Origin of the sequence: Amorphoplanes friuliensis DSM 7358 (assembly GCF_000494755.1) — a bacterium.
GTDB classification, from domain to species: Bacteria; Actinomycetota; Actinomycetes; order Mycobacteriales; family Micromonosporaceae; genus Actinoplanes; species Actinoplanes friuliensis.
The window spans coordinates 3830180-3843885 of record NC_022657.1 but is presented as its reverse complement, the minus strand read 5'-3'; the positions used below and the strand labels follow the sequence as shown (position 1 = coordinate 3843885).

The following is a 13706-nucleotide window of genomic DNA, read 5'->3' as shown; positions in this document are numbered from 1 at the left end:
CGCCCTACACGAACGGGCGGTCCCCGAATCGACAATCCGCGGACGCCGACTATCGTCTGGTGAATGCCCAAGGACGCCGTGGTCACATACGAGCAGGCCGACGCCGACGGGCTGGTGATCGCCAGCCTCTCCGGAGAGCTCGACCTGGATCGCGCGGACGCGGTCCGGGACAGCCTCGCCGAAGCCGCCTCGGACCCGACCTGCCGCTACCTCAACGTCGACGTCGCCGCCGTGACGTTCATCGACTCGTACGCACTGGGCGCGCTGGTCAGCGCCCGCAACACCGCGGCGAGCCGGGGTGTCTCCTTCACACTGGCCAACCCGTCGGGCCCGGTCCGCAAGGCCATCCAGGTGACCGGCCTGAGCCACGTGTTCGGGCTCCCCGCCTAGGTTGAGGGACATGGACTACCGCCGGACGTACCGCAGCGCCGCCGTCTCCTTCGCCGACCTGGTCTCCCGCCTCCCGGCCGACCGCTGGGACTCCCCCGGCCTCGGCGAGTGGACCCTCCGCGAACTGGTCGGCCACACGGTCAGCTCGGCGCTGCGCCAGGTGCCCGGCGTGCTCGCCTCCACCAGCGAAACCGTCTCGGTCGACACGCCCCAGGGCTACTGGGCCTACGCCCGTTCGGCCCCGCCCGCCCTCTACGCCGCGGCCGTCGCCGCCTCCACCGACGACGCCCGCGAGGCCGGCCGGTGGCTCGGCGACGAGGCCGCCGACCGGGTCAGCGACCTGGCCGGGAAGGCGACCTCCGCCCTGGCCGCGGTCCGCGACCACGACATCGTCGCCACCCCGGTCGGCGGCATGGCCGTCTGCGACTGGATCCCCACCCGCACGTTCGAACTTGTCGTCCACGGCCTCGACATCGCCGCGGCCGGCGGCGTCTCCTTCGCGATCGCGGCCGAGGCCGAGACGGAAGCGCTGGTCCTGGCCGCACGCATCGCCTCGGCCACCGGGGACGGCACCCAGGTGCTGCGCGCCCTCACCGGCCGCGCCCGCCTCCCCGAGAACTTCTCCGTCGTCTGAGCCTCCGCTCACTCGGAACGCGTCGAACTCCCGCCGGCAGCGTTCGATCTGCTCGCTGTGCCCGAGCGGGTCGCCACGGCGTCGAACAGCACCCACCCGTCGAGCTCTGACCGGACGGGCGCGTCAGCCTGCCATCCACCGGCGATCGCCTCATCGAGCAATGCTCGAACCACACCCGGCTCGTTCAGATTCAACGTTCGCCCATCGGCATGCGCCACCAGGCCCGAGTGCATCGGAAACCCGTCCGCGGCGAGGTGGCCGTCACCAGATCTGAAGATCACCGAGAGTTGTCCCCGCGCACCGTCACGGCGAAGCCGCACCACCTCACGGCAGCCCACCCAGCGTTCGGCTTCCCCATCCCCCGACTCGTGGGCGTGACCGACAGACCAAGCGAACCGGTCTGATCCGACCACCAGAACCCGGGGTGCACGACGCGCCATCAGCCCAGCCTACGAACAACCACCGGGCTGCCGGCCACGACGGTGCCGCGAGCTTCGGGCCTTGGTGGGCGGCGTTAGGGTGCTGCCGTGCCTCTCTTTGTGGTCTCTGACGTTCATGGGCATCGCGAGGCGTTGCGGGAGGCGCTCCGGGAGGCCGGGCTCACCGGGGCCGACGGGCGGTGGGCCGGGCAGGACGCCCAGTTGTGGCTGCTGGGTGACTACGTCGACCGGGGGCCGGACGGAATCGGTGTCGTCGACGACATTCGCCGGCTCACCGGGGAGGCTCGTGCCACCGGTGGCGAGGTCGGCGCCCTGCTGGGCAACCACGAGGTTCAGCTGCTGGCCGCGCACCGGTTCGGCCATGCACCGGTGGCCGGCTGGGGGCGGCCCGGTGGGTTCCGGGAGTTGTGGGCGCGGTACGGCGGTCAGGCCGGGGACCTGCGACGCCTCACGCCGGAACACTTGGCCTGGATCACCGCGCTGCCGGCGATGGCGCTGGTCGACGGGCATCTGCTGATGCATTCCGACACCACGCGCTATCTCGAGTTCGGGCGCAGTGTCGAGGCGGTCAATGCCGCCGTCGCCGAGGCGTTGCGGGGTACCGACGTCGACGATTGGTGGGAGTTCGTCAGGCGGATCAGTGGGCGCGGGACGTTCCGGGCCGATGGTGGGGAGGACGAGGCCGCCGTGATGCTGGGTGTGCTCGGTGGTGAGGTGATCGCGCACGGGCACAGCACGCTGATCCAGCACTTCGGGGTGGCGGCGGGGGACGTGCGGGAGGCGGTGCGCTACGCCGGTGGCCGTGTGGTCGCCGTCGACGGCGGGGTGTTCGAAGGCGGGCGTCTCCTGCTCACGCGCCTGCGCTGAGCGGCGGCACGGACGGGTACTGCGTCCAGGCGCGGAGGTCACCCTGGGGGTCGAAGAGGTACGCGCCGTCGCCGCGGGCTTCCTCGTCGAAGGTCGGGTTGTCGAAGACCGGTGCTGTCTGGCGCCAGTGCTTGTCCGTGGCTGTGTCCGTACCGGATCCGGCGTGGACGACGACGGCGCCGCCGGCGGGCAGGAGGGTGCCGGACGGGAAGGTGTAGCGGCGGAGGGCGGAGTCGCGGACCCACCACTTGGCCAGGGATACCGGCTTGTCACCGGCGTTGCTGATGCGGACCCATTCGCCGTTGAGGTTGTCCTGGTCGGGGCCGGGCGGGTCGTAGTTGACCAGGACGCCGAGCGGGGCGCTCTGCGCCGGGCCGGTGCCGCAGGAGTCGGTGTCGAAGAGGTTGAGGCCCTTGCGGGCCGCCGCGGCCTGGGCGGCGCGGTACTGCGCGTTCCAGGCCCACTCGCCGCCGAACGGTTGCCACAGGGTGAGCCCGTGGCTGAGCAGGTCGAGCCCGAGGTCGCGCCAGACTCCGTCGATCTTCACCGCGACGCTGCGCAACGGGCGGTTCTTGCTGCTGCTGGAGGCGTTCTGCGCGGTCAGCCGGACGACTCCCTGACCGGCCTTGACCAGCTGCTCGACCCGCGCGGTCGCGGCCAGGCTGTGGCATTCGCCCCGGCGCCGCGCGACGACCGAGGAGTACACGGTCTGTTCCATGGCCTGCACGTTGATGAAGCGGATCGACCGCGGTGTGCTCGTGCCGTCACCGGCGAGGTCGACCGACATGGTGTCGCCGTCGTTGACGTAGGTGACCTTGCCGGTCCAGACCTGGCAGACCGGTCCGGTGCCGTCGGGCAGGCAGGGCGCGGAAGCCGCGACGGCCGGCGCGGCAGGCCCGGCGACCAGCGAACCGGCTGCCAGCACACCGGCGACGGACAGGGCGGCAAGTCGGCGCAGCATGGTTGTCCCATCGACCACACCGGCAGCCGGTTGAGCGTTGCGTCCATAATCCTCCGATGATTCCTGCGATCGTCCGTCCCCCGCGTCTCCGTCCCGGTGACCACGTCCGGCTGGTGTCGCCGGCCAGTACGCCGGCCCCCGAGGCGGTCGAAGGCACCTCGCGGTTCCTGGAGGGGCTCGGTCTGCGGGTGACTGTCGGCGAGCACGCCCTGGACCGTCTCGGCTACCTGGCCGGCACCGACGAGGACCGGCTCGCGGACCTCAACGCCGCACTGCGTGACCCCGGCATCACCGCGGTCATCGCCACCAAGGGCGGCAAGGGCGCGTACCGCATCGCGGGTGACCTGGACTTCGCGGCGGCGGCCCGGCATCCGAAACTGCTGGTCGGGTTCAGTGAGATCACCGTCCTGCACCTGGCGCTGTGGCAGCGGACCGGGGTGGCGGGCCTGCACGGCGCACCCTTCGAGGTGTCCTGGGCCGGTGAGCGGGCGGCGCAGTCGTTCCTGACCGCGGCCTTCACCACCGACGACATCACGGTGACCGCGTCCGCGGACGAGCCGACCTCGGCGCTGACCACGAGCGGACGCGTCTCCGGTGTGCTGCTCGGCGGCAACCAGGACATGGTCGCGACCGCGGCCGGGTGGGCGTTGCCGGACCTGACCGGCGCGATCCTGCTGCTGGAGGCGTACAACCTGCGGCTGGGGCACATCGACCGGCAGCTCACGATGCTGGAGCGGTCGGGGCGCCTCGAGGGCGTACGCGGCATCGCGGTGGGTCAGTACACCGAATGCGGCCCCACACCGGACGAGCAGCTGGACTGGACCGCCGTCGACGTGCTGCGGGACCGGTTGGGGCGGCTCGGGGTGCCGATCCTCGGCGGGTTGCCCATCGGGCACGGCAGTGATCCTGTGGCCGTACCGGTGGGAACGCCGGCCGTGCTGGATGCCGGCGCCGGGACGCTGACGGTGAGTGCCGCGGTGGTGTGAGCCGAGGCCCTACACTTTCGGCGTGGCCCATCAGGAGATCGACATCCTGCTCGTCGAGGACGACCCCGGTGACGTGCTGCTGACCCGTGAGGCGTTCGCCGACCACAAGGTCCGCAACCGTCTGGTCGTCGTCGGCGACGGCAGGCAGGCACTGCGCTACCTGCGGCGCGAAGGTCCGTTCGAGGACGCGCGCCCGCCGGGCCTCATCCTGCTCGACCTCACCCTCCCCGGGCTCGACGGCCGCGACCTGCTGACCCGGCTGGCGGACGACCCGGTGCTGTGCGCCATCCCGGTCGTGGTGCTCACCAATTCCCTCGCCGAGCGTGACATCCTGCGCGCGCGGCAGCTGCGGACGGCCGGTTACATCGTCAAGCCCGTCGACTTCCACCGGCTCGTCGAGGTCGTCCGCGAGGTCGAAGGTCTCGCGATGCAGGTCGTCCGCGTCTCGGCGGGACAACGGACCTGACGCCACCGGAGATCGTGCAGCTGCTCGCCTCACCGGTCCACCGCTTCGAGGGCCGCCCGGGCGACGGCCCGCTGCCCGCACCCGAGGGTGAGCTGGCCGGCAGCATCCGGATCCGGGCCGGGCTCGGCATCGTCGGCGACCGCTACTTCGGCAAACCCGCCCACCGCGACGCGAGCGTCACGGTCATCGCGGCGGAGAGCCTGCCCTCCGGCGCCGGCCTGGTGCAGGTCAGGCGCAACATTCTGGTACGCGGCATCGCCGTCGACACGCTGATCGGCGCGGTCCTGACCCTGGACTCGGGCGACGGCCCGGTGTCCCTGCAGGTACGCCGCCGCGCGAACCCGTGCGCCTGGATGGACGTGACGCTCGGCCCGGGTGGCTTCAAGGCTCTACGCGGCAAGGGCGGCATCCGGTGCGTACCCCTCAACGACGGCGTACTGCGGGTCGGCCCGGTGGAGATCTCGGTGGCTTGACGACCTGTCAGATCACGGTCTTGCGGGAGGCCTCGCGCGCCTTGGCGATCGCCGGCATCGGTGACTGCCACCGGTCGTCGGCGGTCGCGACGACCGTGACCTGGTGGGTGGGCATGATCGTCGAGTAGGACTTCTCGTCGCCGATCCGCAGCTCGGGATCCCGCGGCGCACCAGCGTAGGGGCCCATGTCGGCGTGCGAGACCGCGCTGCCCATGCCACCGCCCAGAAAACGGAAGCGGTGACGCAGGCGGCGCATGAAGGTCGAACTACCCACGGTCGCAGTCATCACCACACTTTACCGGCGGCCGAACTCGTGACCGAGGACGTACCGGGCGACCTGCTCACCGAGCTTCTGGCCCTGGACGTCGGCGCTGCGGTAGTGCACGCCGCCCCAGATGCGAGCCTCGACGACCTCGGCCATCGCCTGCGAGAAACTGGCGAAGGAACGCGTGGTGCCGGAGTCGGCGCTGTACGCACTGAACGGGACGTCGTCCCGCCCGAAGAACGCCCGCAGCGCCGCCATGATCGCGGCCGTCGAGCAGGTGTGCCCGGAGGTGTAGTCCGGGAACGGCGGCGTGGCCAGCAGCGGCGTCCACGCCGGGTCGGCCGTGGTCGCCGGGTTGCCGTCGGTGTCCGCGAGCGGGACCGCCGTTACCGGCCGCCAGAAGTTCCAGAGCTTCTTCTCGGCGAAACACGCGGTCAGCGAGTCGGCGTTGGCGATGTCGGCCATCGCGAACATGCGCGCGGTCTGCAGCGGGCTCAGCCGGTGGGTCGTGGCGAGCTGACGCTTGATCTCCCATTCGCCCAGGCGCCGGTCGTGCCACCAGATGGCCGCCTCGGTCTGGTCCGGTGTGCGGACCGTGCTGGTGGCCGACCCGAGCGCCTTGATCTCGTTCAGCTCGCGGGCATAGGCCTTGCTGGTCAGCGCCGGTGGCCCCGACGTGCGGTAGTCGCTCGCGCGGCGGATCACGAACGGCTTCAGGTCACCCACCCAGGCGCCGTCCTGCGCGAAGGCCGGTGGGGTGGGCCGCCACTGCCCGGGGGCCGTGCCGGCGTTCCAGGTGGCGTCGCCGAAGGCACCGTCGCCGGTCCGGGCCGCGATCATCGCCGCGGCGGTCTCCTCGCCGACGGTGATGCCACCGCTCTTGGACCGGCCGTCCCGGATCACCGCGAGCGAGGCGTCGTACTGCGTGCGCAGGGACTCCGCCTGACCAGGGAAGAGCGACAGCAGGACGCGGTAGGCCGCGGTCGCCACGGCGGCGTCGGCCGAGTCACCGTGGCGGGTCCGCGGGGCGACCAGGTACGGCTCGTAGGGCGTACCGGCGATGGTGTTGACCGCGTCGTAAACAGCGCCCTGGACCATCGCAAAACTGCGGCCGGTCACGTACGGGGGCTGCCGGGCGACCTCGAAGATGGCGGTCTGCGCGTGGGTGTTCCAGGTGACGACGGCGTTGGGTGCCGTGGCGGGCCGTGCCTGCGCCGCTGTGGCCGGCAGGGCGACCGGGGTGAACAGGGCGAAGGTGGCTGTTACGGCCAGGCTGCGTGATTTCCAGGATTTTCCGGGCGTACGAACACGAAGTGCCATGGGATCTCCCCCGGGCTTGTTCGGTGCCGGCTCTTCGGCGGGCAGCGTCCAGGGTGGGACCACTGTGGAAGCCCTCGCAAGGCATTGTCGCCGAACCGTCTCTGCGCCGGACGCGGCTATCATCGCTGCGATGGGCCGGGACGCATGACCACTTCGCGCTGGCGCTCGCTGGGGCTGGGTGCGGCGCTCCTCGCGGGCGGCACCCTGCTGGCGTTGCCGCCGGCCGGTTCCGGCACCCCGTCCACGGTCCTGGTCTCGGCCGGCGCTGCCTGGCCGCAGGCGCAGCGGGGCACGGTCCAGCCCCAGCTCGCGGACGGCACCGAATACCGCCCAGGGATCTTCCTCGACGCCACGACGTCGATCGGTACGGCGGAGACGCCGGACGGGCGCTTCCTGCGGCTGCTCGAGGTCGGCGCCGACGCCACCGTCCGCGAGTTGCGGCGACTCCCGCGGGCACAGCACCCGTCGTTCCAGACGTTCGCGATCGCCGGGGATGTCCTGGTCTGGGTGGAAGGCACCGGTGGCGGGCGCCCGGCGCTGTGGACCGCCGGGGTGAAGGGTGGCAGCCCCGCACGGCAGCTGACGGCCGACCTCGGCCGCGCCACGTTCTACCAGTCGGACTACGACCTGGTGATCGCCGACGGCCGCGTCCTCTGGGCCGCCGCCGGCGCCGGCGGTGCCACCGAGATCCGCTCGATCCCGCTGGCCGGCGGATCCGTCGGCATCCGCCCCCAGGCGGGCACCTGGAAGCTGTCGGCCTACCCGTGGCTGGTCAACGGCGTCAACGACGCGGCCGGCGCGACCCTGCTGCGCGACCTGACCACCGGGCGCGAGGTCAAGGTCGCCCGGGCCGACAAACGCGCCACCACCGCCTGCGGCCCGGTGTGGTGCCGGATCGCCGCCCTCGCCGAGGACGGCACCAACCGGATCGAGCTCATGCACCCCGACGGCACCGGCCGCGAACGCATCGCCGGCGACGCGGCGACCACGGTGATCACCGATGTCGCCCCGCTCGACCGCTTCGACGTCCTCGCCCTGGCCGGCCCGAACTCCGAACTGACCGGCAACAACCAGCTTGTCGTCTTCGAGCTGGCCACCCGCCAGACCATCGAGATCAGCCCGGACGCCGGCTCGGTCTCCTACCGCGCGGGCGTCCTGTGGTGGACCACCGGCAACCTCGACGGCATCGTCTGGCACTCGCTCGACCTGCGCACGATCTGAGCGGTCGCGGTTATGCTCACGCCCGTGCCGACCGCCGACCTGCTCTTCACCGGTGGCTCCGACGCCTGGGGCGCCTCCACCCTCGCCGTGCACGACGGCCGGATCCTGGCTGTCGGTGAAGAAGCCCGGGAGTTCGCGGGGCCGCGGACCGAGGTGGTCGAGCTGCGGGGGCGGCTGCTGCTGCCCGGCTTCCAGGACGCCCATGTGCATGCCGTGATGGGCGGGCTCGAGCTCGGGCAGTGCGACCTCACCGGTACGACGGACGTCCGTGTCTACCTCGAGCGGATCGGTGCGTACGCGGAAGCGAATCCGGACGCGGCCTGGATCGTCGGCAGCGGCTGGTCGATGGAGAGCTTTCCCGGCGGGACGCCCGCCCGCGGCCTGCTGGACGACGTCGTCCGCGATCGTCCGGTCTGCCTGACCAACCGTGATCACCACGGTGCCTGGGTCAACAGCCGGGCGCTGGAGCTGGCCGGCATCACCGCGGACACACTCGACCCACCGGATGGGCGCATCGACCGGGAGCCCGGCGGCGCACCCGCCGGTGGGCTGCAGGAGGGTGCGATGTCGCTCGTCGCTCGCGTGCTGCCCCCGGCCACTCCGGCCGACCGGCTCGCCGGGCTGCTGCGGGCGCAGCGGCTGCTGCATTCGTTGGGGATCACGGCCTGGCAGGACGCGCTGCTGTGCGGCACCAACGGTTATCCCGACATCTCCGACGCCTACCTGACCGCTGCCGGGGACGGTTCGCTGGTCTCGGCCGTCGTGGGTGCGCTGTGGTGGGACAGGGAGAGCGGCCTCGAGCAGATCGCCGGGCTCGTCGAGAAGCGGGAACGGTTCACGATCGGGCCGATGCGGGGCGGGTCGGTCAAGTTCATGCTCGACGGTGTCGTGGAGAACTTCACCGCCGCCATGACGGTGCCCTACCGGGACGCCTGCGGGAGCCCCACGGACAACCACGGTCTGTCCTTCATCGACCGTGAGGAGCTCGCCCGGTCCGTGACCGCGGTGGACGCGCTCGGCTTCCAGGCCCACTTCCACGCGCTCGGTGACCGGGCCGTGCGGGACGCGCTCGACGCCGTCGCCGCCGCGCGGGACGCGAACGGGAGGCGGGACACCCGGCCGCACCTCGCGCACCTGCAAGTCGTCCACCCCGACGACATACCCCGCTTCCGTACGCTCGGGGCCACCGCGAACATCCAGGCGTTGTGGGCCGCGCACGAACCGCAGATGGACGAGCTGACGCTGCCGTTCCTGGAGCCGGGACCGGCGGGCCGGCAGTACCCCTTCGGTGACCTGCTGCGCGCCGGTGCGCCTCTGGCCGCCGGGAGCGACTGGCCCGTGAGCAGCCCTGATCCGCTGCTGGGGATCCACGTTGCGGTCAACCGGGCGCACCTCGGTGGCGACCGGCCGGCGTTCCTGCCGGAGCAGGCGCTCGGGCTGCGGGCGGCGCTGGGGGCGTACACGGCGGGGTCGGCCCGGGTGAACCACCTGGACGACACCGGGGAGCTGCGGCCCGGTTTCCGGGCCGATCTGGTCGTGCTCGACCGCGATCCCTTCGCGGGACCACCCGCGGAGATCGGGGAGACAAGAGTCGCGCTCACCGTCGTGAACGGTGAGCGCGTCTACTCGGCGGACTGAGGCGGACTGAGGCGGACTGAGGCGGACTGAGAGGGTGCGGCACCCGCCGCACCCTCTCCCCTGTCAGCCGGCCCGGCAGGTGAGCGACGGCCAGGACCAGTTCCCGCCGTGCTGCACCGTGAAGCCGAACGAGTTGCCGCTGCCATTGGGCCGCGCCGTCATGACGTTGCCGGAGGAGTTCCAGCTGACGGTGGCGTTCCAGGTGGCGATGATCTTCTGGGGCGACTGGACCGTGACGGTCACGATCCAGCTGTTCGTCCCGGAGACCGCGACCTGGCCGTTGAAGCGGTCACTCCACTTCTGGCCCTCCGAGTAGGTCGCGGTGCAGGAGCCACCGGCCGGCGGCGGCGTGGTCGGGTCGGTCGTCGGGGGCGTCGTGCCGGTGTCGGGCGCCACGGCCCGGCCCGTCGTCGGCGAGATCATGCCGGCGCACAGGCCCCGGCTGGTCAGCCCCGAGACGATCTGCGGGATGGCGGCGACGGTGGTCGCGTACTGGTCGTGCATGAGGATCGTCTGGCCGTTGGTGAGCGTCGACGCGGCCTGCACGATCTGGGCGGTGCTGGCGCCGTTCCAGTCCTGGGAGTCGACGTCCCAGGTCAGGGTGCGCAGACCGAGCGCCGAGGCGGCCGACTGCAGGGTAGCGTTGGTCTCGCCGTACGGCGGACGGAAGAGCTTCGGAGTGCCGCCGCCGGCGTTCTGGATGGCGGACTGGGTCCGTGACAGCTCCGAGGACATCTGCTCCGCGCTCAGCGTCAGCATGTGCGGGTGCGTGTAGCTGTGGTTGGCGATCCACATGCCCGCGGCTGCCTCGGCCGCGACCAGGCCCGGGTTCGCGGCAGCGTTCTGACCCGTGTTGAAGAGCGTGGCCCGCACACCGGCCGACCGCAGCGCGTTGAGCAGGGCGGTGGTGTTGGACGGGTTGGGGCCGTCGTCGAAGGTCAGCCCGACGTACCCGTTGGGGCAGCTCTGCGTCGGCGGCGGGGTGGTCGGATCGGTCGGTGACGCAGCGTTCAGAGCATCCAGCGTGGACGTGTAGGCCGCCTTCTTGTTGCCGTTGCCGTCGAACAGCAGCGGGGTGTCGCTCGCGCGCCAGGAGTCGCTGTCACGCACACCCCAGACGGTGATGCCGGTGCAGCGGGCGACGGCCAGGCAGGCGTTGACCACCGTGCGGTACTTGTTGGCCTGGTCGCTGCCGGAACCCTGGATGTCGAGCTCGGTGATCTGCACGTCGACACCGAGACCGGCCAGCGTGGAGATGGTGGTCTGGAAGTTGCTGGGCACCGGGTTGCCGCTGTTGAAGTGCGCCTGCAGACCCACACAGTCGATCGGCACCCCGCGCGCCTTGAAGTCGCGGACCATGGAGATCACGGCCTGCGTCTTGGCGTGGCCGGGGTCGTCGGTGTTGTAGTCGTTGTAACAGAGCTTCGCACCCGAATCGGCGGCCCGGGCGGCCCGGAAGGCGGCCTCGATCCAGTCGTTGCCGGTGCGCTGCAGGTTCGAGTCGCGGCGGGCGCCGCTGCCGCCGTCGGCGAAGGCCTCGTTGACGACGTCCCACGCGTAGACCTTGCCGCGGTAGTGCGTGGCGACCTGCGTGACGTGGTTGAGCATGGCGTTGCGCAGGGCGGTGCCGCTCATGTTCTGCATCCAGCCGGGCTGCTGCGAGTGCCAGGCCAGGGTGTGCCCGCGCAGCCGCTTGCCGTTGGTGGACGCCCAGTTCGCGATCCGGTCACCGTTGGTGTAATTGAACTGGCCCTGGTTGGGCTCGGTGGCGTCGAGCTTCATCTCGTTCTCGGCGGTGATCATGTTGAACTCGCGGTTCGCGATGGTCGTGTAGGCCGAGTCGTTGAGCTTGCCGCCGCTGATCGCCGTGCCGAAGTAGCGCCCGGACTGCGCGGCGGACGCGCCGAGAGTGGTGGCCGCCTCGGCCGTGGTGGTCACGGCGACAGCGCCGGCCGCGGCGAGGACGCTGACCGCACCGGCGAGGAACAGACTGCGCCAGCTCGGCCGGTGTCGCCCGGCAGGTTTTTCGATCATGGTGGGGTCACCTCTCTGGAATGTGGAGCGTGTCGAGGAGCACCGGCCGGGCCTCGGTGCCAACGATCGACAGCCATCGTTCCCCCATTCTCAGCAGCCCCGTCGGCAAACGTCAACAACAAATTTCCGGAAGTTTTCCGGTACGTATCAACGCGCCCACGACCAGCGGGACTGCACGTTTGATCGTCGAAGATCATTTCTCGGCGTCCACAATCGTCGAAAGTTTCGGCCTACAGCGACAGCGTGTCACCGGGTCTGGCGATCACGCACCCGGCAGGGAGCGCAGCGATCCGGTCCCGGCGGGAGCGACGTCCCGCACTCCGACGCAGCGTCGCAAAAAGGACTCGGCTGTTGCTTCGATGAAAAAGAATCGACCCACCCGGTAACCGCTACACGCCTTCCGGACCTGTATCGGTGAGCGAGGAGGGTCATGACGGACGAGGAGTTGTTCACGGCGATGTTCCGCCGGAACTATCCGCGCGTGCTCGCGTTTGTCGCGCGCCGCACCGATCCGTCGCGCGCCCACGACGTTGTCGCCGACACGTTCACGACCGCCTGGCGGCACTTCTCGCGGCTGCCCGAGGAGCCGCTGCCCTGGCTCTACCGGGTGGCCCGCAACAGTCTCGCCAACGAGGAGCGTGCCGCCCGGCGGCAGCTGCGCCTGGCCGAGCGGATCGCCCGCCGCGGCGTTCCGCAGGCGCCGGACCATGCGCTCGAGGTGATCGCCGACGCCGGCCTGCGGGACGCGCTGCGGCAGTTGCCGGCGCTCGACCGTGAGGCGCTGCTGCTGATCGGCTGGGAGGACCTCGATCACGACGCCGCCGCGAAGGTGCTGGGCTGTTCCGCCGTCGCGTTCAAGGTGCGGGTCCACCGGGCCCGGAAGCGCCTGGCCCGCCTGCTGGAGTCGGCGGAGGAGCAACCGTTCGCCGTGAGCCCGAGGAGAAGGTCCGCATGACCGAGCAGGACGCCCTGGCCCGCCTGGCCGCCGCCAACCCGGTGCCCGCCGAGGAGGTCCGCGACGCCGCCGCCTCCTCGGCCCGCGCGCAGTTCCTGCTCCGCACCGTCCTGTCCCGGCCGCGTCGCCGTTTTGCCGTCACTTCCCGGCGGCGGCTCCGGTGGGCTCTGCTCCCGGCCGGGCTCGTGGCGGCCGCTGTGGCAGCGGTTGCCGTGCTGCAGACGCCCGCGCCCCCGGCGCCGGATCCGCCCGTCGTGACCTCGGCCATGGTCCTCAACGCCGCGGCGGAGCAGGCCGGGCAGGACGCCGGGCGGGCACGGTTCGTGCACGTCACGGGGACGGCGGGCCGGGTGGTGCATCTGGATTCCGCCGGTGGGTACGACGTCATCCGCGTGGACGCGGTGCGCAGCGTGCAGCCCGCCGGCGGTCTGCCCGGTGAGGGCTGGCTGACCATCGGTGAGGCCGGCACGAGTGTGCGGCCGCTGACCGCCGCGGACGCCGCCGCCTACGCCAGGGACGGCGCGCCGGACGCGGCTGCCCTGCCCCGGGATCCCGCCGGCGGTCTCCATCCGGACCTCGCCGGGGATCACGGCTTCGAGGGTGACGTCGCGGCCCTGCCGGACGACCCCGCGCAGACCGGGAGCGCGATGATCGCCTGGCTGGCCGAGCAGGGCCTGCCCGTGCCGCCGGATCCGCAGGGCTGGCTCTTCCGGACCGGCACCGGCCTGCTCGACACCTTCACCTCGGTCGCCGGCAGCAAGGAACGGGCGAAGATCTACCGCATGCTCGCCGGGCTGACCGGGGTCAGCAGTCTCGGCCCGGCCGCCGATCCGCTGGGGCGCCCGTCCCGGGGTCTGGCGTACACCGAGCGGACGACCCGGTTCGGCCTGATCGAGTGGCAGGTCTACCTCGGCGCGGACTCGGACCTGATCATGTACAGCCAGGCGGTGGTCCGGCAGCCGGGCCCGGCCAACGCGAGCCTGTCACCGGGCGCCGTGCAGTACAGCACCGCCGTCACCTCGGTCGCCTGGAGCGACAAGCCCTGATCCCCGCCCT

The 13706-nt window shown here is 71.6% G+C and carries 14 protein-coding genes; 10 read left to right on the top strand and 4 right to left on the bottom strand.

Annotated features, from left to right (window positions below; genetic code table 11):
- Positions 1–63 precede the first annotated feature (63 nt).
- The 3 genes from AFR_RS17920 to AFR_RS17910 all read left to right on the top strand — a co-directional run bounded on the left by AFR_RS17920 (position 64) and on the right by AFR_RS17910 (position 2331).
- Positions 64–390: an STAS domain-containing protein gene (locus tag AFR_RS17920; protein WP_023362137.1), complete on the top strand. Its 327-nt coding sequence runs from the start codon at positions 64–66 to the stop codon at positions 388–390.
- 10 nt (positions 391–400) lie between these two features.
- Positions 401–1024, top strand: a complete 624-nt coding sequence (locus AFR_RS17915) for a maleylpyruvate isomerase N-terminal domain-containing protein (protein WP_023362135.1) — start codon at positions 401–403, stop codon at positions 1022–1024.
- A 527-nt stretch (positions 1025–1551) separates the two neighbouring features.
- Positions 1552–2331, top strand: a complete 780-nt coding sequence (locus tag AFR_RS17910) for a metallophosphoesterase (RefSeq protein WP_041840950.1) — start codon at positions 1552–1554, stop codon at positions 2329–2331.
- Here AFR_RS17910 and AFR_RS17905 read toward each other — a convergent pair.
- Positions 2315–3292 (bottom strand): lamin tail domain-containing protein, encoded by a 978-nt coding sequence (locus AFR_RS17905; RefSeq protein ID WP_023362131.1) that lies wholly within the window; start codon positions 3290–3292, stop codon positions 2315–2317. The genes AFR_RS17910 and AFR_RS17905 overlap by 17 nt on opposite strands.
- A gap of 56 nt (positions 3293–3348) precedes the next feature.
- Here AFR_RS17905 and AFR_RS17900 point away from each other — a divergent pair, with 56 nt between their 5' ends.
- From AFR_RS17900 to AFR_RS17890, 3 genes are read left to right on the top strand one after another with little or no spacing between them, the layout of a single operon-like run.
- Complete coding sequence (locus AFR_RS17900) at positions 3349–4278, top strand: S66 peptidase family protein (RefSeq protein ID WP_023362129.1); 930 nt, start codon at positions 3349–3351, stop codon at positions 4276–4278.
- A gap of 22 nt (positions 4279–4300) precedes the next feature.
- Entirely contained in the window at positions 4301–4744 is a 444-nt protein-coding gene (locus tag AFR_RS17895) for a response regulator (RefSeq protein ID WP_023362127.1), read from the top strand.
- Between the two features lie 14 nt (positions 4745–4758).
- Positions 4759–5217, top strand: a complete 459-nt coding sequence (locus AFR_RS17890) for a hypothetical protein (RefSeq protein WP_023362125.1) — start codon at positions 4759–4761, stop codon at positions 5215–5217.
- Between the two features lie 7 nt (positions 5218–5224).
- Here AFR_RS17890 and AFR_RS17885 read toward each other — a convergent pair whose 3' ends face one another.
- Positions 5225–5503 (bottom strand): hypothetical protein, encoded by a 279-nt coding sequence (locus tag AFR_RS17885; RefSeq protein ID WP_023362123.1) that lies wholly within the window; start codon positions 5501–5503, stop codon positions 5225–5227.
- 9 nt (positions 5504–5512) lie between these two features.
- Positions 5513–6802 (bottom strand): vanadium-dependent haloperoxidase, encoded by a 1290-nt coding sequence (locus AFR_RS17880; protein ID WP_023362121.1) that lies wholly within the window; start codon positions 6800–6802, stop codon positions 5513–5515.
- A gap of 144 nt (positions 6803–6946) precedes the next feature.
- On the opposite strand from AFR_RS17880, the gene AFR_RS17875 reads away from it, so the two are divergent.
- Positions 6947–8023 carry a hypothetical protein gene (locus AFR_RS17875; RefSeq protein WP_023362119.1) on the top strand — a complete coding sequence of 359 codons (1077 nt, stop codon included), beginning with the start codon at positions 6947–6949 and terminating at the stop codon, positions 8021–8023.
- A 24-nt stretch (positions 8024–8047) separates the two neighbouring features.
- Positions 8048–9661: an amidohydrolase gene (locus AFR_RS17870; RefSeq protein WP_238547297.1), complete on the top strand. Its 1614-nt coding sequence runs from the start codon at positions 8048–8050 to the stop codon at positions 9659–9661.
- Positions 9662–9724: 63 nt separating this feature from the next.
- Here AFR_RS17870 and AFR_RS48590 read toward each other — a convergent pair whose 3' ends face one another.
- Positions 9725–11695: an endo-1,4-beta-xylanase gene (locus AFR_RS48590; RefSeq protein ID WP_023362115.1), complete on the bottom strand. Its 1971-nt coding sequence runs from the start codon at positions 11693–11695 to the stop codon at positions 9725–9727.
- 430 nt (positions 11696–12125) lie between these two features.
- Between AFR_RS48590 and AFR_RS17855 the strand changes: the two genes are divergently transcribed.
- Positions 12126–12650: an RNA polymerase sigma factor gene (locus AFR_RS17855; protein ID WP_023362113.1), complete on the top strand. Its 525-nt coding sequence runs from the start codon at positions 12126–12128 to the stop codon at positions 12648–12650.
- On the top strand, positions 12647–13696 hold the full coding sequence (locus tag AFR_RS17850; RefSeq protein ID WP_023362111.1) for a hypothetical protein: 1050 nt from the start codon (positions 12647–12649) through the stop codon (positions 13694–13696). The genes AFR_RS17855 and AFR_RS17850 overlap by 4 nt, the downstream gene beginning before the upstream one ends.
- The last annotated feature ends 10 nt before the right edge of the window (positions 13697–13706 follow it).